General features: G+C 70.6%; 20 protein-coding genes. 5 read left to right on the top strand and 15 right to left on the bottom strand.

Features of this window, described 5'->3' with window-relative positions; genetic code table 11:
- Positions 1-71 precede the first annotated feature (71 nt).
- The 3 genes from ACIQK6_RS32530 to ACIQK6_RS32520 are packed head-to-tail and all read left to right on the top strand — an operon-like array spanning position 72 to position 2,515.
- The gene (locus tag ACIQK6_RS32530; RefSeq protein WP_329104972.1) at positions 72-254 is read left to right on the top strand and encodes a hypothetical protein; all 183 of its coding nucleotides are present in this window, start codon (positions 72-74) and stop codon (positions 252-254) included.
- A complete protein-coding gene (locus ACIQK6_RS32525; RefSeq protein ID WP_402696220.1) occupies positions 241-1,665 on the top strand; it encodes an amidase in 1,425 nt (474 codons plus the stop codon). The genes ACIQK6_RS32530 and ACIQK6_RS32525 overlap by 14 nt, the downstream gene beginning before the upstream one ends.
- 22 nt (positions 1,666-1,687) lie before the next feature.
- Positions 1,688-2,515, top strand: coding sequence for a thioesterase family protein (locus ACIQK6_RS32520; protein ID WP_402696219.1), 828 nt, complete (start codon positions 1,688-1,690; stop codon positions 2,513-2,515).
- A gap of 80 nt (positions 2,516-2,595) precedes the next feature.
- Here the strand turns inward: ACIQK6_RS32520 and ACIQK6_RS32515 are convergent, their stop codons facing one another.
- On the bottom strand, positions 2,596-3,843 hold the full coding sequence (locus ACIQK6_RS32515) for a cytochrome P450 (protein ID WP_402696218.1): 1,248 nt from the start codon (positions 3,841-3,843) through the stop codon (positions 2,596-2,598).
- 92 nt (positions 3,844-3,935) lie between these two features.
- Between ACIQK6_RS32515 and ACIQK6_RS32510 the strand changes: the two genes are divergently transcribed.
- Positions 3,936-4,841 (top strand): LysR family transcriptional regulator, encoded by a 906-nt coding sequence (locus ACIQK6_RS32510; RefSeq protein WP_402696216.1) that lies wholly within the window; start codon positions 3,936-3,938, stop codon positions 4,839-4,841.
- 126 nt (positions 4,842-4,967) lie between these two features.
- Here ACIQK6_RS32510 and serA read toward each other — a convergent pair whose 3' ends face one another.
- The 13 genes from serA to ACIQK6_RS32445 all read right to left on the bottom strand — a co-directional run bounded on the left by serA (position 4,968) and on the right by ACIQK6_RS32445 (position 19,654).
- On the bottom strand, positions 4,968-6,554 hold the full coding sequence (serA, locus tag ACIQK6_RS32505; RefSeq protein ID WP_329104963.1) for a phosphoglycerate dehydrogenase: 1,587 nt from the start codon (positions 6,552-6,554) through the stop codon (positions 4,968-4,970).
- An 81-nt stretch (positions 6,555-6,635) separates the two neighbouring features.
- On the bottom strand, positions 6,636-6,959 hold the full coding sequence (gene fdxA, locus ACIQK6_RS32500; protein WP_329104961.1) for a ferredoxin: 324 nt from the start codon (positions 6,957-6,959) through the stop codon (positions 6,636-6,638).
- A 36-nt stretch (positions 6,960-6,995) separates the two neighbouring features.
- Positions 6,996-8,048: a 2-oxoacid:ferredoxin oxidoreductase subunit beta gene (locus tag ACIQK6_RS32495; protein ID WP_402696214.1), complete on the bottom strand. Its 1,053-nt coding sequence runs from the start codon at positions 8,046-8,048 to the stop codon at positions 6,996-6,998.
- The gene (locus ACIQK6_RS32490) at positions 8,041-9,903 is read right to left on the bottom strand and encodes a 2-oxoacid:acceptor oxidoreductase subunit alpha (protein ID WP_402696212.1); all 1,863 of its coding nucleotides are present in this window, start codon (positions 9,901-9,903) and stop codon (positions 8,041-8,043) included. The genes ACIQK6_RS32495 and ACIQK6_RS32490 overlap by 8 nt, the downstream gene beginning before the upstream one ends.
- On the bottom strand, positions 9,900-10,763 hold the full coding sequence (locus tag ACIQK6_RS32485) for a lactoylglutathione lyase (RefSeq protein ID WP_329104955.1): 864 nt from the start codon (positions 10,761-10,763) through the stop codon (positions 9,900-9,902). The genes ACIQK6_RS32490 and ACIQK6_RS32485 overlap by 4 nt, the downstream gene beginning before the upstream one ends.
- Positions 10,764-10,767: 4 nt before the next feature.
- Positions 10,768-12,114: a hypothetical protein gene (locus ACIQK6_RS32480; protein WP_329104953.1), complete on the bottom strand. Its 1,347-nt coding sequence runs from the start codon at positions 12,112-12,114 to the stop codon at positions 10,768-10,770.
- Positions 12,111-13,199, bottom strand: coding sequence for an FAD-binding oxidoreductase (locus tag ACIQK6_RS32475; RefSeq protein WP_329104951.1), 1,089 nt, complete (start codon positions 13,197-13,199; stop codon positions 12,111-12,113). Before ACIQK6_RS32475 ends, ACIQK6_RS32480 begins: the two co-directional genes overlap by 4 nt.
- The gene (locus ACIQK6_RS32470; protein WP_329104949.1) at positions 13,196-14,518 is read right to left on the bottom strand and encodes a SidA/IucD/PvdA family monooxygenase; all 1,323 of its coding nucleotides are present in this window, start codon (positions 14,516-14,518) and stop codon (positions 13,196-13,198) included. The genes ACIQK6_RS32475 and ACIQK6_RS32470 overlap by 4 nt, the downstream gene beginning before the upstream one ends.
- Positions 14,519-14,583: 65 nt before the next feature.
- A complete protein-coding gene (gene panD / locus ACIQK6_RS32465; RefSeq protein ID WP_329104947.1) occupies positions 14,584-14,952 on the bottom strand; it encodes an aspartate 1-decarboxylase in 369 nt (122 codons plus the stop codon).
- Between the two features lie 69 nt (positions 14,953-15,021).
- Entirely contained in the window at positions 15,022-16,614 is a 1,593-nt protein-coding gene (locus ACIQK6_RS32460; RefSeq protein ID WP_402696210.1) for a class I tRNA ligase family protein, read from the bottom strand.
- Complete coding sequence (locus ACIQK6_RS32455) at positions 16,614-16,967, bottom strand: cupin domain-containing protein (protein ID WP_329104945.1); 354 nt, start codon at positions 16,965-16,967, stop codon at positions 16,614-16,616. The genes ACIQK6_RS32460 and ACIQK6_RS32455 overlap by 1 nt, the downstream gene beginning before the upstream one ends.
- A gap of 41 nt (positions 16,968-17,008) precedes the next feature.
- Positions 17,009-18,253: an NAD(P)/FAD-dependent oxidoreductase gene (locus ACIQK6_RS32450; protein WP_329104943.1), complete on the bottom strand. Its 1,245-nt coding sequence runs from the start codon at positions 18,251-18,253 to the stop codon at positions 17,009-17,011.
- Positions 18,254-19,036: 783 nt separating this feature from the next.
- The gene (locus ACIQK6_RS32445) at positions 19,037-19,654 is read right to left on the bottom strand and encodes a TetR family transcriptional regulator (RefSeq protein ID WP_402696208.1); all 618 of its coding nucleotides are present in this window, start codon (positions 19,652-19,654) and stop codon (positions 19,037-19,039) included.
- A 437-nt stretch (positions 19,655-20,091) separates the two neighbouring features.
- On the opposite strand from ACIQK6_RS32445, the gene ACIQK6_RS32440 reads away from it, so the two are divergent.
- Positions 20,092-21,330, top strand: a complete 1,239-nt coding sequence (locus ACIQK6_RS32440) for a transposase (RefSeq protein WP_329104939.1) — start codon at positions 20,092-20,094, stop codon at positions 21,328-21,330.
- A gap of 163 nt (positions 21,331-21,493) precedes the next feature.
- Here ACIQK6_RS32440 and ACIQK6_RS32435 read toward each other — a convergent pair whose 3' ends face one another.
- The gene (locus ACIQK6_RS32435; protein WP_329104937.1) at positions 21,494-22,267 is read right to left on the bottom strand and encodes a glucose 1-dehydrogenase; all 774 of its coding nucleotides are present in this window, start codon (positions 22,265-22,267) and stop codon (positions 21,494-21,496) included.
- Positions 22,268-22,308: the final 41 nt, after the last annotated feature.

The following is a 22,308-nucleotide window of genomic DNA, read 5'->3' as shown; positions in this document are numbered from 1 at the left end:
ATCCAAGGCATCCGGCTCCGATCACCCGGAAGGGAACCATGATGGCCGCTACGGGACCGTCCCGTCCGACCGTGCGACCCGCCCCGCCCACGGAGGTCCGTCCCGGCGACGTGGCCGAACTGGCCGCCCGACTGGCTCAACTCTTCGGTCGACTGCGGACCCTGGACCTGGCGGGCGTCGCGCCGGCCCCGGTCTTCCGTGCGGCGACCGACCGCTGCCCCGTGGCCCCGGGAGCCTTCGATGCAGCCCTTTGAGCTGACCGTCGAGGACGCGGCGGCGGCCATGGCGGCCCGCGCGCTGTCCCCCGTGGAACTCGTCGACTCCGTCCTGGACCGGTGCGAGGCCGTCGAGGACCGGCTCCACGCGTACGTCACCGTCGTGGCGGACCGTGCGCGACGGGCCGCGCGACGGGCGGAGCGGGAGATCCGCCAGGGCGTCCACCGCGGGCCGCTCCACGGCATTCCGTACGGCCTCAAGGACCTGATCGACGTCTCCGGGATCCCCACCACGGCCAGTTCGCGCGCGTGGGCGGGACGGATGCCCGGCGGGGACAGCACGGTGGCCGCGCGCCTCACGGACGCCGGCGCGATCCTGATCGGCAAGACCCACACCCACGAGTTCGCTTACGGACTGCTCACCCCGCAGACGGCCAATCCGTGGCACGCGGACGCCGTCGCCGGAGGCTCCAGCGGCGGCTCGGCGGTGGCCGTGGCGGCCGGGACCGCGCTGTTCGCGCTGGGGACGGACACCGGGGGATCGATCCGCATTCCGGCCGCGCTCAACGGGATGGTGGGCCTGAAGCCCACCTACGGTCTGGTCTCCCGCCACGGGGTGGCGCCCCTGTCGTGGTCCCTGGACCACGTCGGCCCCCTCACCAGGACCGTGCGGGACGCCGCCCTCGTGCTGCGCACGCTCGCCGGCCACGACCCCTCCGACCCCGCCAGCGTCTCCGCTCCGGCGGACCCGCCCGCGTCGTCCCCGGCGGACGTGCGCGGGCTGCGCGTCGGCGTGCCCAGCACCTACTACTTCGACCGCGTCGATCCGGAAGTGGATGCCGCCGTCCGCGCGACGATCGACCGGCTGCGGGAGCTCGGCGCGACGGTGATGCCCGTGGACCTGCCACTCGTCGAGTACGTCGAGGCGACGCAGTGGGGCTTGATGGCCCCCGAGGCGTCGGCGGTCCACGAGGAGGGCCTGCGCGCGACACCCGACCTCTACGGCCCGGACATCCGGCTGCTCCTGGAGGCGGGACACCGCGTGTCCGCCCTGGACTACCTGCGTGCCCAGCGCACCCGGTCCCTCATCAGCCGCGCGTGGGGCCGGCTGTTCCTCGGCATCGACCTGCTCATCGCCCCGACCTCCCCCATCACGGCGGCGCGGCGAGGACAGGAGACCGTGCGGTGGCCGGACGGCGTCACCGAGACGGTCACCGACGCCTACGTCCGGCTCTCCTCCCCCGCCAACATCACCGGATTCCCCGCACTCTCGCTCCCGGTCGGCAGGGACTCCGCCGGACTCCCCATCGGCGCTCAGCTGATCGCCGCCCCGTTCGCAGAGTCCGTGCTCTTCCGGGTGGGAACCGCCCTCGAGGAGACGCAGTCGGACACGGGCAGACTTGCCGGGGCGGCTCGGACGGACATCATCCACAGTGCCTCGAATCGCTGAGGCAGGACCCGGAGGCACACCCGTGAAACCAGAGCTCGCTCCGTTCCCCGACGCGCTGCCCCCGGCCTTCTACCACGACCTGGGGGACGGCCGGTTCGAGAGCACCCCGGCCACCGCGGGCCCGTGGAGCGCGAAGTCGCAGCACGCCGGTCCGCCGTCCGCCCTGATCGGGCGGGCGCTGGAGCACCACGGCCGCCGGCCGGGCATGCGGATCGCCCGCGTCACTGTGGAGCTGCTGCGCCCGGTTCCGGTCGCGGACCTGCGGGTCGAGGTGCGGACGGTCCGGTCCGGCGGCAACGTCGAGACCCTGGAGGGGGAGATCACCGCCGACGACGTCCCGGTGCTGCTGGCCCGGGCCTGGAGGCTCGTCACCAGCCCCGAGGACACTCCGGCATTGCGGCCCGTCCCGCCCGCCCCCTCCCTGCCCGGGGCGCAGCCGCCGCACACCATGGCGGGCGCCCATCTGGACGGCTACATCGCGGCGATGGAGTGGCGCTTCGAGGACGGCGCGGGCTTCGACACGCTCGGTCCGGGGACCGCCTGGGCCCGGCAACGCATCCCCTTGGTTGCCGGCTCCCCGGACTCACCGCTGACGCGGGCGCTCACGGTGGCCGACAGCAGCTGGGCGGTCGGCTTCGAGCTCGACCATCACAGGAACCTCGTCATCAACACAGATGTGACCCTTGCCCTGCACCGGGATCCCGTCGGGGAGTGGCTGTGTCTGCGCTCGCACACCGCGGCCGGCCCGAACGGATCGGGGCTCGCCGTCGGGCAGCTCGACGACGCGACGGGCGGCTGCGGTCAGGTCCTGCAGACCTTGCTGATCACTGAGCGGCGCGGCCGGCCGTGACCCGCCGCGCCGGACCCGCGGCACCCGGTGGGGCGCGCGTCCCGCCCCGCCGGGTGCCGTCCGGCTCCGGGCCCGGAGGGTCATCCGGGCCATTCGACGAGCAGGCTCCGGGGACCGCGGAAGGAGACGTTCGCCGGGAAGTCGAAGTCCTGGTCCTCCACCAGCCGCATGTCCGGTGCCCGCTGCGCCAGCAGGTCGAGGGCGATCCGGGCTTCCATCCGCGCGAGCGGGGCCCCGATGCAGTAGTGGATGCCCTTGCCGAAGGCGAGGTGGCGGCGGGCATCGCCCCGGTGGATGTCGAACGTCTCGGGCTCCTCGAAGTGCTTCGGGTCCCGGTTGGCCGCGCCGAGCAGGATCAGCACCTTGGCCTGAGCAGGAATCTCGACACCGCCCACGTCCACCGCCCTGGTGGTGATGCGCCGCCAGGCCGGAATGCTGCTGTCGTACCGCAGGATTTCTTCAACCGCCTTGGAGATGAGACTGCGGTCGGCACAGATCGAGGCCCACTGCTTGGGGTTGGCCAGGAGCTGTCGGATCGCGTTCCCGGTGAAACTCGTCGTGGTCTCGTGTCCGGCGAAGCTCAGCCCGTAGGCGACGTTGGTGATGTCTTCGAGCGACAGGCTGTCGGGATTCTCCTGGCGTATCCGGATCAGGTCACTGGTGAAGTCGTCCACCGGTTCCGCGGCCCGCTTGGCGACGAAATCCTCGCAGTACTCCCAGTAGTTCGTCATGTTGGTGGCGATCTCGCGCTGCTCGTCCGCGCTCGGGCGTCCCCAGCTGAAGGCTATGCGGTTTCCGCACCAGCTCTTCAGCATGTCCATGTCCTCGTCCGGGAAGCCGATGAACGTGAAGATCATGTACGCCGGAAGCGGATAGGTCAGCGCGTTGACCAGGTCCACCTGCCCGGGCCTGATGGAGTCCACCAGCTCCGTGGCCTTGGCCCAGACCTTCGGCTCCAGCGACGCGATGCGCCGCGGGGAGAAGCCCGTCATGTTGTGCTTGCGAATGCGCGTGTGACGCGGCGGGTCGCAGTCCGACATCACCGGGTAGGCGCGGAACCCTTTCTTCAAAATCTCCTGCGCCTCTCCCGAGAGAGGGAACACCGGCTTCTGACCGACCCGGGCGGAGAAGGTCCCCGGGTCCTTGAGAACGGCCTCGATGTCGTCGTACCGGGTTATCACCCACATGTCGATGGCCGATGCGTAGAACGCCGGAGCCTCCTCCCGCACCGCGGTGTGGATCGGATACGGGTCGGCGATGTAGGCGTCACCAAGCGGGTCGAAACCGTGATGCACCGGGCAGCCGGCCTTTTCGTTCATCGGCATCATTGCGAAACCTCCTTGACTTGGTACTCCAAGTCTCCGCCATGGTCGCCTAATTGAAAACGAAGGAATGGTGAGGTGCGTTATGGGATTTCCTAATGACTGAACGGATCAGCCTTCGCCGGCTGCACGCCTTCGTGGCGTGCGCCGAGGCCGGAACCATGACGGGCGCGGCGCGGCAACTGTTCGTGACCCAAGGCGCGGTGTCGGTCGCGATCTCCCAACTCGAACGACAGATCGGCGTGCAACTGCTCCTACGCTCCAAGGCGAAGGGGCTGACGCTGACCGAGGCCGGCCGGCTCCTCCTGCCCGAAGCCCGGTCCCTGCTGGCCCGGGCCGACGCGCTCCAGGCGGGCATGCGTGACCTGGGCAATGCCCCTTCGGGGCGCCTGGTGATCGGCTGCTTCACCACGATCGCCCCGTTCCTCCTGCCGCGCGTCCTGGAGGAGTTCCAGGCCGCCCACCCCCAAGTGACCCTGGACTTCGTGGAGGGCTCGCTCAACGACCTGCAGCAGTTCCTCCTCGACGGGACGTGCGAGCTGGCGGTCCTCTACCGCGTCGACATCCAGGCCGGTATCGAGTACGACACGCTGTACCCGACCCAGCCGTACGTCCTGCTGCCGCCCGCCCATCCGCTGGCGGAGAAGGCGGAGGTCCAGCTCGCTGACCTCGCCGATCACGACATGATCGCGCTCGATGTCCCGCCCAGCCTGAGCTACTTCAACGAGGTGCTGAGCTCCGCCGGAGTGTCTCCCCGCATCCGGCACCGCACGGAGAGCTTCGAGATGGTGCGCAGTCTCGTCGCCCGGGGCGTCGGCTACTCGCTGCTCATACAGCGTCCCATCGCGGACGTCAGCTACGAGGGGCGCGGCCTGGTGATCCGCCGGATCAAGGACGAGATTCGGCCACTGGACGTCGTCCTGGCACGTCCGGCAGGCGTCCGGCTGACGCGTCGGGCGGCGGCGTTCAGAGCGTTCTGCCGCGCCTTGGCACCCCGCTGCTAAGGGCTGTCCCCTCGTGCGTACTCCCCCGCTCCGCGTGCGGAGCGGGGGAGTACGGGTGCGGCCGGCGCCGGGGTGGGGGGCGCGTCCTCGGGGCGGCCGCGGGCGGGGGACGGCGGTCGCCGTCCGCTACGGCATGAGGCGAACGAATCCGGCGGACGCCTCGTCGAGGGCCGATACGAGGCTGCCCACCACGGTCTCGGGTACGTCGATGTCGACGGACATGGCCGCCATCGCCCGGCCGCCGGACCGGGCGACCTCCATGTCTGCGATGTTGACGCCGGCAGCGCCCAGGATCAGTCCGGCCTTTCCGATGGCCCCGGGTTCGTCGGTGTACCAGAGGAAGAGCATGCGGTCCGTGAGGTCCAGATCGATGTCGCACTCGCCGATCTCGACCAGCTTGTGGGTGCCCTTCCGGGCGGACAGGGCGCCGGCGACGACCAGCGGTCTGCCGTCCGGCAGGACGCCGCGGACGGCGACGACGTTGCGATGGTCCAGACTCTCGGAACTGGTCGAAAAGCGCACGGAGACGCCGATCTCACGGGCGAGTTCCGACGCGTTCACCAGCGAGGGCTTCGTGGGGACGAGTTCGGCGAGGATCCCTCGGAGCGCGGCGGCCTCCAGGACCGTGACGTCCCGTCGGGTCACCTCGCCGCGGACCTCGATCTCCAGGTGCGTGGCGGCCCGGCGACCCGCGAGCTCGGTGAAGACGTGGCCGAGGTCGTCGGCGAGGGCCAGGTAGGGGTGGACCTCCTCCGCGACGGGACCTCCGGGGGCGTTCACCGCGTCGGGCACGAGCTCCCCCGCGAGTGCACGGCGCACCGAGTGGGCGACGGAGGTCCCGGCCTTCTCCTGGGCCTCGTGGGTGGAGGCGCCGAGGTGCGGGGTGACCACCACGTTGTCGAGGCCGAACAACGGGGAGGCGGTGCACGGCTCCACCGCGAAGGTGTCGAGCCCGGCCCCTGCGATGCGCCCGTCCTTCAAGGCGGCGGCCAGCGCCTCCTCGTCCACGATGCCACCACGTGCCGCGTTGACGATCCGTACGGTCCGCTTGACGATGCCCAGCTCCCGCTCGCCGACGAAGCCCACCGTCTCTGGTGTCTTCGGCAGGTGCACGGTGATGAAGTCGGACTCCCGCAGGAGCCTGTCGAGCGGTACGAGGCGTGCGCCCGCGTGCAGGGCCCGCTCCTGCGTGACGTACGGATCGTGGGCGAGGATCCGCATGCCGAACGCTGACATCCTCCGGGCCACCAGGGTGCCGATGCGGCCGAGACCGATGACCCCCAGGGTCTTCTCGGCCAGTTCGACGCCGGTGTACTTCTGCCGGTCCCACTCCCCGCTCTTGAGCGAGAAGTCGGCCTGCGGGATGGTGCGGGCCGTGGACAGCAGGAGTCCGCAGGTGAGTTCGGCGGCGCTGACGACGTTGGAGAGGGGGGCGTTGACGACCAGGACACCGGCCTTTGTGGCCGCGGTGACGTCGACGTTGTCCAGGCCGACGCCGGCCCGCGCGACGACCTTGAGGCGGCGGGCGGCGTCGATCACCCGGGCGTCCACGCGGGTCGCGCTGCGCACCAGAAGGGCGTCCGCGTGGGCAACGGCGGACAGCAGGGCCGGCCGGTCGGTCCCGTCGCAGTGCCGGACGTCGAAGTCGGGACCGAGCGCGGTGATCGTCGTGGGCGAGAGCTCTTCGGCTATGAGGACTATGGGCTTGGCCATGGGGAGAACTCGATCCGTGAAAGGCTCATGGGACGGAAAGGGCGAAAGGGGCCGCGGGAGCCGGATCCGGCGCCGGCCGGCTCAGGTCTGGGACGGCACGGGCACCGCGTCGACCACAGCGTGATCTGCGGCGAGCGGGGCGTGATCGCGCGATCCGCCGGGCAGGCCGATGCCGTCGAACACCTCGCGGTCCGCGATGCGGTACTCGCCGAAGGCCTCCGGGAGGTCGTCCTCGTAGAAGACCGCTTCGACCGGGCAGACCGGCTCGCACGCCCCGCAGTCGACGCACTCGTCCGGCTGGATGTACATCTTGCGCGGGCCCTCGTAGATGCAGTCCACCGGGCACTCGTCCAGGCAGGCCTTGTCCTTGATGTCCACGCAGGGTTGAGCGATGACGTAGGCCATGGGGTTTCCCTCCCGTGTCGGTGGTCCGTCGGGGTGTCAGCCGACGACGGACCAGGTGTCGTTTCCCACGAGCAGCGCGGCGAGGTCGCTCTTTCCGTACCGTTCCACCGCGGCATCGAGCTGATCGGCCATGAGGGTGTCGTAGACGGGGCGTTCCACCGATCGGAACACCCCGATGGGGGTCTGGTGGAGGGTGTCCGGGTCCGCCAGGCGGGAGAGGGCGAAGGCCGTGGTGGGTGTGGTCGCGCGGGCGTCGTGGACCAGGATCCGCGAGGCGTTCTCCGAAGTGACCGTGACGACCTGGAGTTCGCCGGTGGCCGGGTCGCGGACGACGCCCTTCTCGTTCTGGGCGCCGAAGCGGATCGGTTGCCCGTGTTCGAGGCGGATGACCGCCTCCTTGGCCCGGTCCTTGTCCTTGAGGACCTCGAAGGCGCCGTCGTTGAAGATGTTGCAGTTCTGGTAGATCTCCACGAGCGCCGTGCCCTGGTGGTCGGCCGCCTGCCGCAGCACCTCGGTGAGGTGCTTGCGGTCGGAGTCGACGGTGCGGGCGACGAAGGAGGCCTCGGCCCCGATCGCCAGCGACACCGGGTTGAAGGGTGCGTCGAGCGAGCCCATCGGCGTCGACTTGGTGATCTTGCCGAGCTCGGAGGTGGGGGAGTACTGGCCCTTGGTCAGCCCGTAGATCCGGTTGTTGAAGAGCAGGATCTTGAGGTTGACGTTGCGGCGGAGGGCGTGGATGAGGTGGTTGCCGCCGATGGACAGCGCGTCGCCGTCGCCGGTGACCACCCAGACGGACAGGTCGCGGCGGGAGGTGGCGAGGCCGGTGGCGATGGCCGGGGCGCGGCCGTGGATGGAGTGCATCCCGTAGGTGTTCATGTAGTACGGGAAGCGGGAGGAGCAGCCGATGCCCGAAACGAAGACGATGTTCTCCTTCGCCAGGCCCAGTTCGGGCATGAAGCCCTGAACCGCGGCCAGCACGGCGTAGTCACCGCAACCGGGGCACCAGCGGACCTCCTGGTCCGACTTGAAGTCCTTCATCGACTGCTGCGCCTCGGCCCGGGGGACCAGGTGGAGGAGGGGCTCACTCATCGATGGCCTCCTTGAGAACGGCGGCGAGCTGCTCGGCCTTGAACGGCATTCCGTTGACCTGGGTGTGGCTGCGGGCGTCGACGAGGTACTTCGCCCGGACGAGGGTGGCGAGCTGTCCCAGGTTCATCTCGGGCACGACGACCTTCTCGTACCGCTTCAGGACCTCGCCGAGGTTCTTCGGGAAGGGGTTGAGGTGCCGGAGGTGGGTCTGGGCGATGTGGCCGTTCTCCCGGCGGACGCGGCGGACGGCCGCCGTGATCGGCCCGTAGGTCGAGCCCCAGCCGAGGACCAGGGTCCGTGCGCCGTCCGGGTCGTCGACTTCGAGGTCGGGGACCTCGACGCAGTCGACCTTGGCCTGCCGGGTGCGGACCATGAACTCGTGGTTGGCCGGGTCGTAGGAGATGTTGCCGGTGCCGTCCTGCTTCTCGATGCCGCCGATGCGGTGTTCGAGGCCTGGCGTGCCGGGCACGGCCCACGGTCGGGCGAGGGTCTCCGGGTCGCGCTTGTACGGCCAGAAGACCTCGGTGCCGTCGGCCAGCTCGTGGTTCGGGCCGGTGGCGAACTGTGTCCGCAGGTCCAGGAGTTCGTCGACGTCCGGGATGCGCCAGGGCTCGGACCCGTTGGCGAGGTAGCCGTCGGAGAGCAGGAGGACCGGCGTGCGGTAGGTCAGGGCGATCCGGGCCGCCTCGATCGCCGCGCCGAAGCAGTCGGCGGGCGTCTTCGGGGCGACGATCGGGACCGGCGCCTCGCCGTTGCGGCCGTACATCGCCTGGAGCAGGTCGGCCTGCTCGGTCTTGGTGGGCAGCCCGGTGGACGGGCCGCCGCGCTGGATGTCGACGATCAGCAGCGGCAGCTCCAGGGAGACCGCGAGCCCGATCGTCTCGGACTTGAGCGCCACGCCGGGGCCGGACGTGGTGGTCACGCCGAGCGCGCCGCCGAAGGCGGCCCCGAGGGCGGCGCCGACGGCGGCGATCTCGTCCTCGGCCTGGAAGGTGCGGACACCGAAGTTCTTGTGCTTGCTGAGCTCGTGGAGGATGTCCGAGGCCGGGGTGATGGGGTACGAGCCCAGGTACAGCGGCAGGTCCGCCCGGCGGGAGGCGGCGATCAGGCCGTACGAGAGGGCCAGGTTCCCCGAGATGTTCCGGTACGTGCCGGTGGGGAAGGCCCGGGTCGCGGGGGCGACCTCGTAGGAGACGGCGAAGTCCTCGGTGGTCTCGCCGAAGTTCCAGCCGGCCCGGAAGGCGGCGACGTTGGCCTCGGCGATCTGCGGCTTCTTCGCGAACTTCTGCCGCAGGAAGGTCTCGGTGCCCTCGGTCGGCCGGTGGTACATCCAGGAGAGCAGCCCGAGCGCGAACATGTTCTTGGAGCGCTCGGCCTCCTTCCGGGACAGGCCGAACTCCTTGAGCGCCTCGACGGTCAGCGTGGTCAGCGGCACGGGGTGGACCCGGTATCCGTCCAGCGAGCCGTCCTCGAGGGGCGAGGTCGCGTAGCCGACCTTGGCCATGGCGCGCTGGGCGAACTCGTCGGTGTTGACGATGATCTCGCCACCGCGCGGCACGTCCCCGATGTTGGCCTTGAGGGCGGCGGGGTTCATCGCGACCAGCACGTTCGGTGCGTCGCCCGGAGTCAGGATGTCGTGGTCGGCGAAGTGCAGCTGGAAGGAGGAGACGCCCGGCAGGGTTCCGGCGGGTGCCCTGATCTCGGCCGGGAAGTTCGGCAGCGTGGAGAGGTCGTTCCCGAAGGACGCCGTCTCCGAGGTGAAGCGGTCACCCGTCAGCTGCATGCCGTCGCCGGAGTCACCCGCGAAGCGGATGACCACCCGATCCAGACGACGGACCTCGTGGTCGACGGTCATGCGACATCGGTCCCGGCCGTGCCCCGCGCGGGAGCTGCGGGCGCGTCGTGGAATCCGACGGCGCTGTCCCAGACCTCGGCGACGGAGCCGTCCTCCAGCTGGACGAGTCGGTGGCCGCCGGGTGTTCCCAGCGGCACGGCGACCGGGATGTCCTCCGGCGCGGAGGTCACCAGGGCCAGCCGGACGTCCGACGCGCGGGTGCTTTCCGGGCCGTCCGTGCCGACGACGAGCAGGTTCCCGACGGTGGCCAGCTCGATGCCGCCGCGGGTCCCCACCCGGAGGTGGGTGTCGCGGTCGAGGCCGAGGGCCGTCTCGTAGAGGCGGACGAGGGAGGCGAACACGCTCCGGCTCACCGCCTTGCGGAGGAGCAGCCGCACCCCCGGGTGTCCTGATCCTCGGCGCTCCGGGGGACGGGGCTGCTCGCCCGGGTTCGGGCGGTGCTCCACGAGCTCGGCGATCGCACCGTCAGGAAAGCGGACGCGGGCTCGGGCGCCCGGCAGGATCCGCTCCGGGGGTTCCAGCACGGTGGCGCCGACCTGGTCCAGGCGGCTCAGCGCACCGTCGAGCGAGGGCACGATCACGGAGTAGGCCGTCCGGCGCTGGATGTCGGTGAAGGGCCGGGCGCTGGCGATCAGGAGCATGTTCCCGACCGCCGCGAGCTCCAGCCCGCCGAAGTCGGGTATCGGCATCCTCAGGTCGGCAGGGATCCCGGTGAGCCGCTCGTAGGAGCGGATGCGCTCGTCGAGGACCGAGACGTCGATGAGGGAGCGGGCCAGCAGGCGCGGGCCCGGCAGCAGGGCGGAATCGGGCGTGGTGCGGAACCAGCGGTCCGGTAGCGCCGCCGCAGGAACAGTGGGCATCGCGTCAGGACTCCTTCCTAAGGTGCGACGTGGGTTCTCCCCACCATCTCCGGACGGTGAGTCCCCAGGACTCCAGCTCTTCGCCGACGAGGCGTCGCAAGGACGTGGCGTCACCGAAACGGTCGGGGATGCCGGTCACGGTGACGGTCAGCCGGTCCCCGGTCCGCAGGAGGCAGAGCGAGGCGCGCAGACGGGCCCGGTCCGGCCGGACGCCGGGCACGTTCATGGTGCGGACGGCGATGCCGGCGGCCTCCTGCCCGGTGAACCGGGCGATCGCCTCGGGGGTCCGGCCGAAGTTGGAGGCGACGACGGTGGTCTGCTGCGCCCCGGGGTTCTTGAGCCGGTGGGCGTGGCGCTCCGGGAGGAGGTGCCACAGGGGTTCCGGGACGAGCGTGCCGCTGTGCTCGCCCGTGGTGCGGAGCAGCTCCCTCGTGGCCCGTCGGGTCTGCCGGAGGCTCTGGTGCCGGGCGTGGCCGCCCGGCACGGTCAACGGCATCACGACCAGGGCATTGGCCCGGGCGTCCTGGTCGGACCGCCGCAGGCTCACGGGGATGCCGACGTCGAACGGTTCGGACGGGTCGCCCGCCCCTGCCGTCCGGACGAGGTTGGCGGCGATCTCGACGAAGAGGCTGTTGGTCGTCCCGCCGAACGCGTCCGCCTGCTGGTCCCACCGGGCGGCGTCCGTCTCGAAGATCGCAGAGGTGAAGAAGCGCGGTTCGGCGGGGGGTTCGGGACGGTCCGGGGGCCGCAGCGCGGTCCTGATCCGGTCGAGCCGTTCCGGGTTCGTCAGGGTCGCCGGGAGCCAGCGCGCGGCAGCCAGGCCGCCGCGGAGCGTCTGCTGTGCCAGGTCGGCCAGGTCGTCGAGCAGGCCGGGGCCGGCGGTCGGGCGGTGGGTGTCGTCAGGGGTGTCGTCACCGCCCGAGCCGATGGCGCGGAAGATGCCGAGCCCGTCGCAGCGGAAGTGGGGAACGGTCAGCGAGACGAGTGTGCCCGCACCGTACGGGGCCGCGGCCAGCCGCCACAGGGCGGAGCTGCCGGGCAGGAGCGGAGCCTTGACCTGGGCGTCGATCCAGTCGCCCAGGGTGGCGTCGGTCAGCGGCGTCGAGGTGATGCCGAGGGCTTCCTCGTTCCTGGCCGGCACCCAGCTGCGGCGTGCCCCGGGGACGGGCGAGCTCCGGGCGCGGCGGCTCAGCCACCCCTGGTCCAGGCCGTCCCACGCGGCTCGTAGCGCTGTGACGGGGACCGGGTCCCGGAACGTCCACAGCACCTGCACGATCCTGCTGGAGCCGAGGGTGTCGGCGGCGCGGTGGAGCATCTCGTCGGTGGGGTTGAGGCGGACGGTGGCCGTCATCGGGCGGCCACCTCCTCGAGGCGGGCGGCCGCGAGCTCGCCGATCGCCGGTGCCCGTTTGAACCCGCCGCCGTTCCAGCCGGTCGCGGTGACGAGACCGTCGAGTTCGGACCGCACGGTGACCTCGCCGTTCCCGGTCGGTGCCAGGGCGTCGTACGCGGTGACCCCGCCCGTGACCGGGGCCGTGGCCAGGTGCGGGTAGCGGTGGCGGAGGACCGCGCGAACGCGCTCCTCCTCGTGCACCGACACGCCCGGCCTGACGGTCTCGGGTACGTCGGTCTCCTGCGAGGAGACTCCCGCGAGGACCAGTGAGTCCGATCCCCACGGGCGCAGCCAGGCGCCCGTGGTGGTGTCCACGAGGGTGGGGAGCGTGGTGAGGTGCGCCGGTTCGGCGACCCGGAACAGGCAGTAGCCGACGGCCCGGGTACGCAGGGGCAGGTGGACGCCGACGCTCGCGGCCAGGGAGGTGCTGGCCGCGCCCGCCGCCAGCAGGACGCCCCGGGCCTGCACGGGTCCGGCGGTGGTGTGGACCCCGGTGACGCGCGAGCCGGACGTGAGCAGGTGGGTGGCGCGTGCCGCGATCAGTCGGAGCCGGGGGCCCGCGTCGCGTGCCATGGCGTGGGCCAGCGGTCCGACGGGGAGCCAGCCCGCGTTCGGTTCGTGGACCGCGACCAGGTCGTCGGGCACGTCGAGGGCGGGGAAGCGGGTGGCGAGTTCCCGGGCGGTGAGGATCTCCGCTTCGTGTCCGGCGGCGCCGAGGTCCGCAACGGCCGCCGCGGCCTGCGGGAGGTCGCCGCGCGCCACGAGGCTCAGGCTGCCCTGCCGGCTCATCGCGGGCCAGGTCCCGCGGTGACCCCGGCGCAGGTAGACGTCCAGGCCGGCGGCGGCCGACCGCCGTCGGGACGCGGACAGGTCGAAGGCGCGGACCAGCCCGCCGGAGGCGCCCGTGGCGCCTCCGGCGATGCCTGCCGGGTCGATGACGGCGACGGCGAGACCGCGGGCGCTCAGCCTCTCGGCGGTGGCGAGCCCGATGATCCCGCCGCCGACGACGGCGACGTCGGCGGTGGTGGGGACGGACCGGGTCACGGTGCGATCCCGGCGGCCAGCGGCTTCTCGTGGTCGTGGCTCAGGATCGAGTCGACGATGTCGGTCGCCCGTACCGAGAGCATGGCCAGCGCGCCGGCGTCGCCCATGCCGTGGCTCGCCTCGCAGAGCCCGTTGAGATAGACCTTGAGGGGCCGCGGTGTGCCTGCCTCCGTCTTCAGCTCGATCGAGTAGTCCCGCGCGACGACGGGGGCGCCGTCCTCGTCGAGCGGCAGACGGTGGGCGATGCCTTCCAGGAGCGGGTGGTACGGCTCATCGCCCGGTTCGCCGCCGAAGTCCCTGAAGCCGGTCGCCAGGATGACGACGTCGGTGTCGAGGGTCTCCTCGGTGAGGTGGTTGATGTCGCGCAGGACCATCCGGTGCCCCTGGCCGTGCGGCCTGCTGATGACGGCCTCCTGGAAGGGTTGCATCACGAGCCGGTCGGAGCCCGTCAGGTCGTACTCGCGCTGCACGCCGACGAGACGGTCTATCACGTCCTGGTCGCAGGCCGCGTAGTTGATGGACCGCAGTTCGTCGCGCAGGCGGCGCTTCTTGGCACTGGGCAGCGGGTGGAAGTAGTCGACGAACTGGGGGAGGAAGACCTGCCTGCTGTAGGGGCTGGTGTCCTTGAGCCGGAACCCGATGCTGCGGTGGACCGCGGTCACCTGGCGCACGTTGGGGCGGCCCAGCAGGTCGAGGATGATCTCGATGGCGCTCTGGCTGGCCCCGACGACGGCGACCCGGATCGCCTTGTCCTTGAAGCGCTCCATGGAGGAGAGGTACTGGGTGGAGTGGAAGACGCTCTCCCCCAGGCCCTTCTGGAACACGTACGGGATCCGGGGCGAGCGCCCGGTGCCCACGGAGACGCTGCGGCACAGGTAGCGGCCGCCGTCGTCGGTGTCGACGCAGAACAGCTCGCTTCCGTCGTCGTCCTCGACGAGCGAGAGGTGCACGGCCGACCGACCGTAGTCCACCTGGTCGCGGAAGGCTTCGGCGACCCAGGCGAGGTAGCCCGAGTACTCCCTGCGCAGCGGGAACTTGGCGTTCAGGTGGAGGTAGTCCGTCAGGTCACCGCGTGCGGCGAGATACTTGACGAAGGTGTGCGGGCTGTCCGGGTTGCGCTGCATGGCCAGGTCGCGGAAGGGGTTGTTCTGGATGTCCGCGCCCGGGAGCAGCTGTTCTTGCTGCCACTGGAACTCGGGGGCCCGCTCGATGAAGTGGGCCAGGCCGGCGCGGCCGCGCTCTTCGAGCGCGACCGCCAGGGAGAGGTTCGCGGGTCCGAACCCCACTCCCAGCACCGGGTGGATCTCATGGGTTGTCACGGTTCACGCATCCTCGACTCGTCGTGCATGCAGGAACGTTGTCGCGGGACCGACGGGTCCGGAGGTCACGCGCTGAGGAGCGCCGTCTCGGTGATCGCGTTGGTGTCGTCGACGTGGACCACGCGGGACTTGTGGTCGGCGACCTCGTCCGGGGTGAGCTGCGCGTAGCTGATGATGATGACCTTGTCGCCGGTCTCCACGAGGCGGGCGGCGGCGCCGTTGACGATGACCTGGTGGGCGGCCGGCTCGCCGAGGATCGTGTACGTCTCGAAGCGCGCGCCGTTGTTGACGTTGACGACGTGCACCAGCTCGTGGACGCCGATGCCGGCGGCGTCGAGCAGCTCCGGCGAGATGGTGATGGACCCTACGTAGTTCAGGTTGCTGTCGGTGACGGTGGCGCGGTGGATCTTCGCGTTCATGAAGGTGCGCAGCATGGTGGATCTCCTGGGAGGTGAAGGTGTCGTCCGTGCGGGAGTGGTGTGCGGGGCGGGTCGCCCCGCAGGTCATGCGGTCGGGGCGGCCGGGATGACCAGGCCCCGGAAGGGGTTCTCCGGTGTGCTGGAGAGGTCGGCGAGCAGGGGTGCCTTGCCGACGGTGGTCGGGCCCGCGAAGGCGGTGGAAATGCTCTCGGCGAGGTCGGGGGTGATCGGCCAGGCCAGGGTGCGCAGCGCCCACAGGAACCTCAGCGCGCCGGAGACCTCGCTCGCGGCGTCGACCCGGATCCGGGCGGAGCGCAGCGCCAGCACCTCCAGGTGGAGGGCGACCGCCTCGGCGGCCTTGCGGACGCTGAAGTTCTCCAGCCGGTAGGCGTCCTCGAAGCGTCGCCGGGACGCCTGCAGGGCCGCGTCCCACCACGGGGAGGGCGTCGCGTCGATGTGGTGGCCGGTCAGGGCGTCGAGCTGTTCGACGATCGTGGTGAGGGGAGCGTCGTAGCGTGCGGCAATGGTGTCGGCCGCGATGGGCTCGCTGAATTCCGCCTGCTGTAGTTCGGGGCTGGTCAGGGCGAGGACGAACCGCGCCCGGTCGCGGCCGACGGACTCCAGGTAGTCGCGCGCCCAGCGCACGTCGCCCTTGCTGGTGGAGAACTTGCGGCCCTCCAGCATGTAGTACTGGTTGGTGAGCGTGCGGGTCCTGGGGAGGGGCACCGGCATGCCGTGGCGGGCCGCGAGCAGCGCCAGGGTCACGTAGACGAAGGCGTTGTAGAAGCCGTTGTCAATGCCGATGAACTGGACGAGTTCGTCGCACTCGGCCCGGGTGTCCAGACGTGCTTGCTGCAGCCAGTGCAGGTGACCGACGTAGATCTCCGGCCAGGCGTTGATGGCCTGCGGCTGGATGTCGGGGCCGTCCCACTCGACCGTGATGCCCCAGGCGGTGGGGTAGGTCAGCGGGATGTACGGGAGCCGCCCGGCCAGCGTGTCGGCGACGACCTTGGCCAGGTCCGGACGCAGCTGCACGTCGGTGGTCCGGTACCAGTTGGTGATCATGGATCGGTAGCGTTCGAGGTCCAGGACCCAGATCGAGACCGTTCGCTGCGGCAGGGCGGATGCGGTGTCGGTGACGGGCAGCAGGGCGCCGGGCAGGTTGTAGAGGCCACAGGCCTCGCAGACGCCGGCCCTGGCGTGGGCCAGGCAGGTGGGGCAGCGTCCGGTGACGAAGGCCTCGGCCTTGTACTCACCGGTTTCGGCGTCGTACGGCAGATCGACCTCGCGCAGGTCGAACGCGCCGTGCTCCCAGAGCCGGGTGAAGAAGTCGCGGACGAACGTGGTGTAGTCCTCGTCCGGCCGTTCGAACAAGTCGACGTCGACGCCGGCCAGTTCCAGCGACTTCGTCACGCTCTCCAGCGCGTGCTGGATGAGCGCCTCCGGCGTGGTCCCGAGGCGTTCGGCGGTGGTGACGACGTAGGTCTGGTTGTCGTCGGTGCTGGTGGCGAAGGCCACGTCGTGTCCGAGGATCTTCTGGGACCGGGCGCACACGTCACTGTTGAGGACAGGGCCGGCGAGGTGGCCCAGGTGCAGGTCGCCATTGGGCGTGGGAGGCGAGAAGGTGACGTTGACGCGGCGCGGGGCGGTGGTGTCGGCACCCGGGGAGTCGGCCATCAGGCGTCCTTTCCGGCCTCGGCGGGCTGGAGCCAGTAGATGCTCACGAAGGTCAGCGGGTCGGACTCGCTGGTGTTCGTGACCTTGTGGTCGGTGCCGTGCGGGACGTAAACGACATCGCCCAGGGTGATCTGGCGCTCCTCGGTGCCGACGCGCAGGTACCCCTCACCGCTGATGAAGATGAAGGTCTCGTCGGTGGCGTGGCCGTGGGGCGTGCTGGACTCGGTCGGCCGGATGGAGCACAAGGTGCTGTTCCAGGGCGGGACGACGACGCCGTCCCAGGGGTAGAGCTGGCGGATGTCGCAGCCGTTCTTCCGGATCCGGGCGTCGTCCGCGTCGGTCTTCACGTGCATGGTGGAAGTCCCTTCGATGGGTGCGTCGGAGCCAACTGGGGCTAACCGAGGGCGAGCAGTCGCTGGATGGTCTCGAGGTGAAACGATTCGGCGGGAACGCCGTAGGCCCCCTTGAAGGTGGCGAGCCGGGATCCGGCCAGCACCGGGTCGGTGGGCCACGCCTTGGCGTACGCCTTGCGACGCGCGGCGCCCTCGGGGGTGAAGGTCATGTTCATCGCGGTGCGGACGGATCCCGAGATGCGCAGGCGGCGCATCCGCTCTTCGCGTTCGTCGACGTACGGCTTGAGGATCCCGGGCGACCAGGTGGCACTGGAGCGCAGCGCCTCCCACACCAGGCGCGCGTCCCGCAGGGCGATGGACAGGCCTTGGCCGACCACCGGATCGCTCCAGCCGGCCGCGTCGCCGATCAGGACCGCGCCGGGGACGACGGGGCCGTCCGTCCAGGCGTCGTTCATCGGATAGAAGGCGCAGGACTCCGAGGGGGTGACCGCGGCGAACATCTCGCTGTTGGGGATGCAGTCCAGCTGGAACGCCTCGAGGAAGTCGGCCTGCCGGGTCGGGCCGGAGAAGCGTCCCTTCTGGGCGACGTCGTGCAGCAGGTACAGCCGGGCCTTGGCTCCCGCACGGGGGAAGACGAAGTAGAGCAGGTCCTTCTCGGTGCCGATCGAGGTGACGTTGGCGGGCCAGTCGTGGAGGTCCTCCACGAGCATGCCGCCGCCCAACGAGTTCGGCGGGGTCTGGGTCAGGGAGATGCCGAGCTGACGCCGTACGGTCGAGGTGCGACCGTCCGCTCCGACGACGAGGCGGCAGGGCACCTCGTATTCGACGTCGTCGTACTCGTAGCGAACGCTGGGGTGGGGCCCGCCCGTCACCGTGACGTCGCCGATCCCCCTCACAACCGTGGCCCCGGCCTCAGCGGCAGCGGTGGCGAGCGCCTCGCACGCCTCGGGGTGACCGACGTCGAGCACGCCACGAATGCCGGGAAGCATGTCGTCCAGGTTGAGGGCGTTGGCCCAAGCGGTCTCCGGGTCGGTGATCTCGTCGAATCCGACGAAGCGGTCGATGTAGGTCCCGCCCGCATCGAGCAGCTGCTTCTCCAGGCCGAGTTCGAGGAGTTCGGCCACTCCCCAGCAATTGATCACCTCGCCGCGCACCTTGTCCCGGTAAACGGTCTGCCGCTCCAGGAGCAGGACGTCGTATCCGTCACCCGCAAGCACCGCCGCCAGGGCGGATCCGGCTATTCCTCCCCCGATCACGACTGCGTCCACACGCTCAACTGTCGCCATGGAAACCTCCACAGAAGCCTTTCAAGGCATTGCCGTATTGGCCGCCCCGGAAATGGGCAGCCGGAAGTCCGAGCTGGTCGAATCGATAGAGTTGCTGCAGGACAGCGAGTGCGGCACGGCAAGAGGCGTCACCGCCAGGAGAGCCCCTGGCCCACGCCCGACGGAGTGGAGCAAGGCTGCCGACGGCCTTGCCTCTTGGAGCTCTTCCGGTCGCTAGGGAGGGTCTGCCGCCGCCCCGGATCGCCGCGCCGACCCCATCGGCCACGGATTGAACAAGCTTGAGGACCTGCGGAAGTCGCCGGCACCCGCGCATTGATCACACACGCCGGCTCGGCCTCCCTCACTGGTCCGCCCTTGGTACTAGTGTCGGTTGCGGCATCCACGATCCGTGCCGGAGCGGGGTGCGGCAATGCCGACTCGCGAAAATCGCACCCCGATTCGAGCAAAGATGCGAATGCCGCTCCCCCTCGGCGGGAACCGACGGAGTGTTTGCCTGAAGGTTCGATTGTTTTCGAGTCCCGGCCTTCGAAGGTGGGAAACCCAGCAGGGCGTGGTTCACGGCACCCGGCAACCTCGGGCATGCTGAGTGGGAGCTCCTCGAGGTGCACCTCCCGACACGGAGACGCCCCGTACCGTGAGCGGCCGAGAGAACGGTTCGACCGCGTGCTCCGACGGTGCCGGACCCGCACCCATGCGGACTCTGTCCGAAACCGGCGCGGTCGGCCCCGCCCTCGGCGGCGACGAGCTCTCAGGCCGCCCTCCTGATACGCCGCGCAACCCCCGTCACGAAGACGCGAGGCTCGACGGACCGCAAATGCCTCGCTGGATGATGTCCCACATCTGCCTGATCTCCTCCACCGTGCCCGGTTCGCGCGGCTCCTGGCCGTTCTGCTCGCTCGCCGCGCGGGCCCGGTACTCGGCGCCGAGCATCAGGAACCGCGACAGCGCGGCCAGATCCTCCGGACGGACCGCGGCGTGCAACTGTCCGTCCCGATAGGCCTGACTGAAGAGGTCCTGCACGGCGGCTTCCCAAGAATTCATCCAGGCGAGGTCCCCGTCCGGCAGCTCGCGGCTGAGCCGTGCCGCGGAGCGGACGGCCGGCTCTTCCTCGAGCAGCCGGGCCAGTTCGAGGGTCATGTCGACGGCTCGGTGCAGCGCCGGTGCCGGGCCTGACGGCAGGGCGCCGAGCGCGGCCCGGGTGACGGTCTGCCCCTTCGCCTGCACGGCGGCGGCCAGTTCGCCCTTGGTCGAGAAGTGAAACGTCAGGGCGCCCATGGTTATCCCGGCGGCCCGGCACACCCGGTTCAGTGCGGCGCCGGCATAGCCGCTCCGGTCGAACTCGGTCGCCGCGGCGTTCACCAGTGCCTGCCGGGTGCGTACCGCACGTAACTGCCTCGTCATGCATGTCTCCGGTGCGCTGGTTGATGGTCAACAAGACGGCCCCATCCGGCACCGACAGCGGGGACGGCAGGTGCGCGCACCACACGTACGACGGACGCCGTGAAGGCGAAGTGCGCCGACCTGCCCGTCCCCGGCTCGGTCCGGTGGCAGAGCGCCGGACGGCCTCCACGGGAGCGGAATGTGCCTGCGGCCCCCTTTCTGCGGGCGTTGCCGGGGGGGCCGACCTCGTCGTCCAGCGGTCGTGGCGGCAAGTGTGACGCCGCAGGTCAGCGTCTACAAGCCCGTCGATCACGGTTGGCCGGTTCACGCAGAGTCAGGCCTCCGGACCGAAGGCGCCGACCTCATGGCCGGGTTGGCTGATTCACTCCGACAAAAAAATAGCAGCCCCTATTATTCTTTGGGCGTCGATCTCTGAGCCGCACCCCCCGGAGCCCCTCATGATCAATATCGCCTACGGTGCCGACCGGCTGTCCACCCTGGAAGAGGGCCATCGAGTCGCCGGATTCGCCGATCAGCTCTTCACGCACTTACCGAGAGCGGACCAACGCCGCTGGGCCGCCGCGTACCTGCTGGGACTTCTGGCGGTCTCGGGCAGGAAGTCCGTGCGCAGCCTGGCTGCCGCCATCACGGACTCCCCCACCGCCTCGCAGTCGCTGCACCGCTTCATCAACGCCAGCCCGTGGGACTGGCAGCCGGTCCGGGGCGAGCTGAGGCGCTGGGTCGAGCAGCGGACGCGGCCGAAGGCGTGGACCATCGGTGTCGCCGTGGTGCCCAAGCGGGGTGACCAGTCGTGCGGGGTGCACCGCAGGTTCGTGCCGCCCTTGGGTCGGACCATCAACTGCCAGGTGGGCGTCGGGCAGTTCCTGGCCACGAGCCGCGGTCAGATTCCTGTGGACTGGCGCCTGCACCTGCCGAGCGAGTGGAGCGAGGAGCAGTTGCGCCGCCGCACGCGCATTCCCGAGGCCGTCCAGCCCCTTCCGGTCTGGGCGCAGGTGCTCGACCTGGCCGACACACTGGCCGCCGGCGCGTCCCCGGCCCTGCCCTTGGTAGCGAATCTCCGCGAGCACAAGGAGTCCGACCGGCTCCTCCTGGGGCTTCGGCAGCGCGGCCACGACTTTGTCGTCGCCGTCCCCGACGGCCTGGCCGTGCAGCCTGGCGCGGCAGCTCCTCCCTCCGGTCCGGCCGCCGACGGCACCGCTTCGCCCATCAGCGCGCGTCGCTTCCTGGAGACCGAAGGCGAACTGTTGCGCTCGGTCCTGAGGGCGAGCCCTCTTCGCCCCTCGCGGCTGACCCGTGTGGTCACCGGACTGGTGCGCCTGCCCCGCGGCCCGCAGCCGCAGCGCTTCTACCGGCTGTTCGGCGAAGTTCCCCGCGGGGGCGAGCAGCCCACCGCGCTGTGGGTCACCACCCTCGTCCACCTGCCGATGGAGGAACTTCTGGAGCTGGCGTCCCTGTCGGCCGCCACCCCCCGGGCATTGCGCCGACTCGAAGGCAGCTTCGGGCTCCAGGACTTCGAGGGCCGGTCCTATCCCGGCTGGCATCGCCATGTGACGCTGGTGTCGGCGGCCTGCGGTTTCCAGGACCTGGCGGACGTCGACCCGTCCGCCCTTCCCGGGATCCGCGCCTCCGCCCGTCTGATCAGGACGCCCCGGCGGCCGGCGCGGCTGCCGGTCTGACTTCACGCGGCCCCGCACGACGGGTCCCCGTGGCACCGTTCCGCTCGTGCCACGGGACAGGGGCCCCGCTCGCACTACCCGTGTCGCACGCGCGCCGGGCGCCATGACGTCACGCGGTTCGCCCGGCCGTTCCGACGCCGTCTCGACCAGGACTCGGCACGGTTCACACCGCGCTCCACCCGCCGTCCACCGCCACCGCTCCGCCGGTGACGAAGGATGCCCGGCCACTGCACAACCACAGTGCGGCCTGCGCGATCTCCTCCGGGTCTGCCAGTCTCTTCTGCACCGCGCGCCTGGTCAGCCTCTCGACTGCAGCGGCGGTGCCGTCCAGGTACGGCTCCAGCTGCGGGGTGCGGGTGGCTCCCACCATCAATGCGTTCACCCGAATTCCAGCGGCCCCGTACTCCGCCGCGGCGGCTCGAGTGAGGCCGAGGACCGCGTGCTTGGCCGCGATGTACGGGGCCGTGGCGCCCGTTGCCGAATGACCGGCGACGCTGGAGGTGTTGACGATCGCGCCACCGTTCTCCTGCCGCAGCATGACGGGGATCTGTCGGCGCATGCAGTTCCAGATGCCCCGGACGTTGACGTCCATGACCGTGTCATAGGCGTCCTCGTCCAGTTCGTGCAGGACCGGGCCGAACGCCCCCGACCCCGCGTTGTTGAAGGCCGCGTCCAGTGCACCGAACTCCTCGACCGCCCGGGTGACGGCCTCCCCCACCTCCTCGGGATTTCGCACGTCCCCCTGCACGACCAGCGCCCTCCCCCGTTCCGCGCGGATCGTTTCGGCCAGTCCCTCCAACGCGTCCTTGCGCCGGGCCAGCAGCACGACGGCCGCACCCTCCCTGGCAAAGAGCCTCGCAGCGGCGGCCCCGATGCCGCTCGACGCCCCAGTGATCATGGCTGTTCGCCCCTGTAAGGCTCCCGCTATAGGTGACATAGCCAGATTCAACGCCATGCACAGCGGGCGCGGCAGCCCCT

Origin of the sequence: Streptomyces sp. NPDC091682 (genome assembly GCF_044756625.1) — a bacterium.
Taxonomy (GTDB): domain Bacteria; phylum Actinomycetota; class Actinomycetes; order Streptomycetales; family Streptomycetaceae; genus Streptomyces.
This window is presented reverse-complemented; position numbering and strand designations above follow the sequence as displayed.

Coding starts and splice junctions, on each gene's coding strand:
- ACIQK6_RS32525 (WP_402696220.1), top strand. CDS start 241: ATGCAGCCCTTTGAGCTGACCGTCGAGGACGCGGCGGCGGCCATGGCG.
- ACIQK6_RS32515 (WP_402696218.1), bottom strand. CDS start 3,843: ATGATGCCGATGAACGAAAAGGCCGGCTGCCCGGTGCATCACGGTTTC.
- ACIQK6_RS32510 (WP_402696216.1), top strand. CDS start 3,936: ATGACTGAACGGATCAGCCTTCGCCGGCTGCACGCCTTCGTGGCGTGC.
- serA (WP_329104963.1), bottom strand. CDS start 6,554: ATGGCCAAGCCCATAGTCCTCATAGCCGAAGAGCTCTCGCCCACGACG.
- fdxA (WP_329104961.1), bottom strand. CDS start 6,959: ATGGCCTACGTCATCGCTCAACCCTGCGTGGACATCAAGGACAAGGCC.
- ACIQK6_RS32495 (WP_402696214.1), bottom strand. CDS start 8,048: ATGAGTGAGCCCCTCCTCCACCTGGTCCCCCGGGCCGAGGCGCAGCAG.
- ACIQK6_RS32490 (WP_402696212.1), bottom strand. CDS start 9,903: ATGACCGTCGACCACGAGGTCCGTCGTCTGGATCGGGTGGTCATCCGC.
- ACIQK6_RS32485 (WP_329104955.1), bottom strand. CDS start 10,763: ATGCCCACTGTTCCTGCGGCGGCGCTACCGGACCGCTGGTTCCGCACC.
- ACIQK6_RS32480 (WP_329104953.1), bottom strand. CDS start 12,114: ATGACGGCCACCGTCCGCCTCAACCCCACCGACGAGATGCTCCACCGC.
- panD (WP_329104947.1), bottom strand. CDS start 14,952: ATGCTGCGCACCTTCATGAACGCGAAGATCCACCGCGCCACCGTCACC.
- ACIQK6_RS32460 (WP_402696210.1), bottom strand. CDS start 16,614: ATGGCCGACTCCCCGGGTGCCGACACCACCGCCCCGCGCCGCGTCAAC.
- ACIQK6_RS32455 (WP_329104945.1), bottom strand. CDS start 16,967: ATGCACGTGAAGACCGACGCGGACGACGCCCGGATCCGGAAGAACGGC.
- ACIQK6_RS32450 (WP_329104943.1), bottom strand. CDS start 18,253: ATGGCGACAGTTGAGCGTGTGGACGCAGTCGTGATCGGGGGAGGAATA.
- ACIQK6_RS32445 (WP_402696208.1), bottom strand. CDS start 19,654: ATGACGAGGCAGTTACGTGCGGTACGCACCCGGCAGGCACTGGTGAAC.
- ACIQK6_RS32440 (WP_329104939.1), top strand. CDS start 20,092: ATGATCAATATCGCCTACGGTGCCGACCGGCTGTCCACCCTGGAAGAG.
- ACIQK6_RS32435 (WP_329104937.1), bottom strand. CDS start 22,267: ATGTCACCTATAGCGGGAGCCTTACAGGGGCGAACAGCCATGATCACT.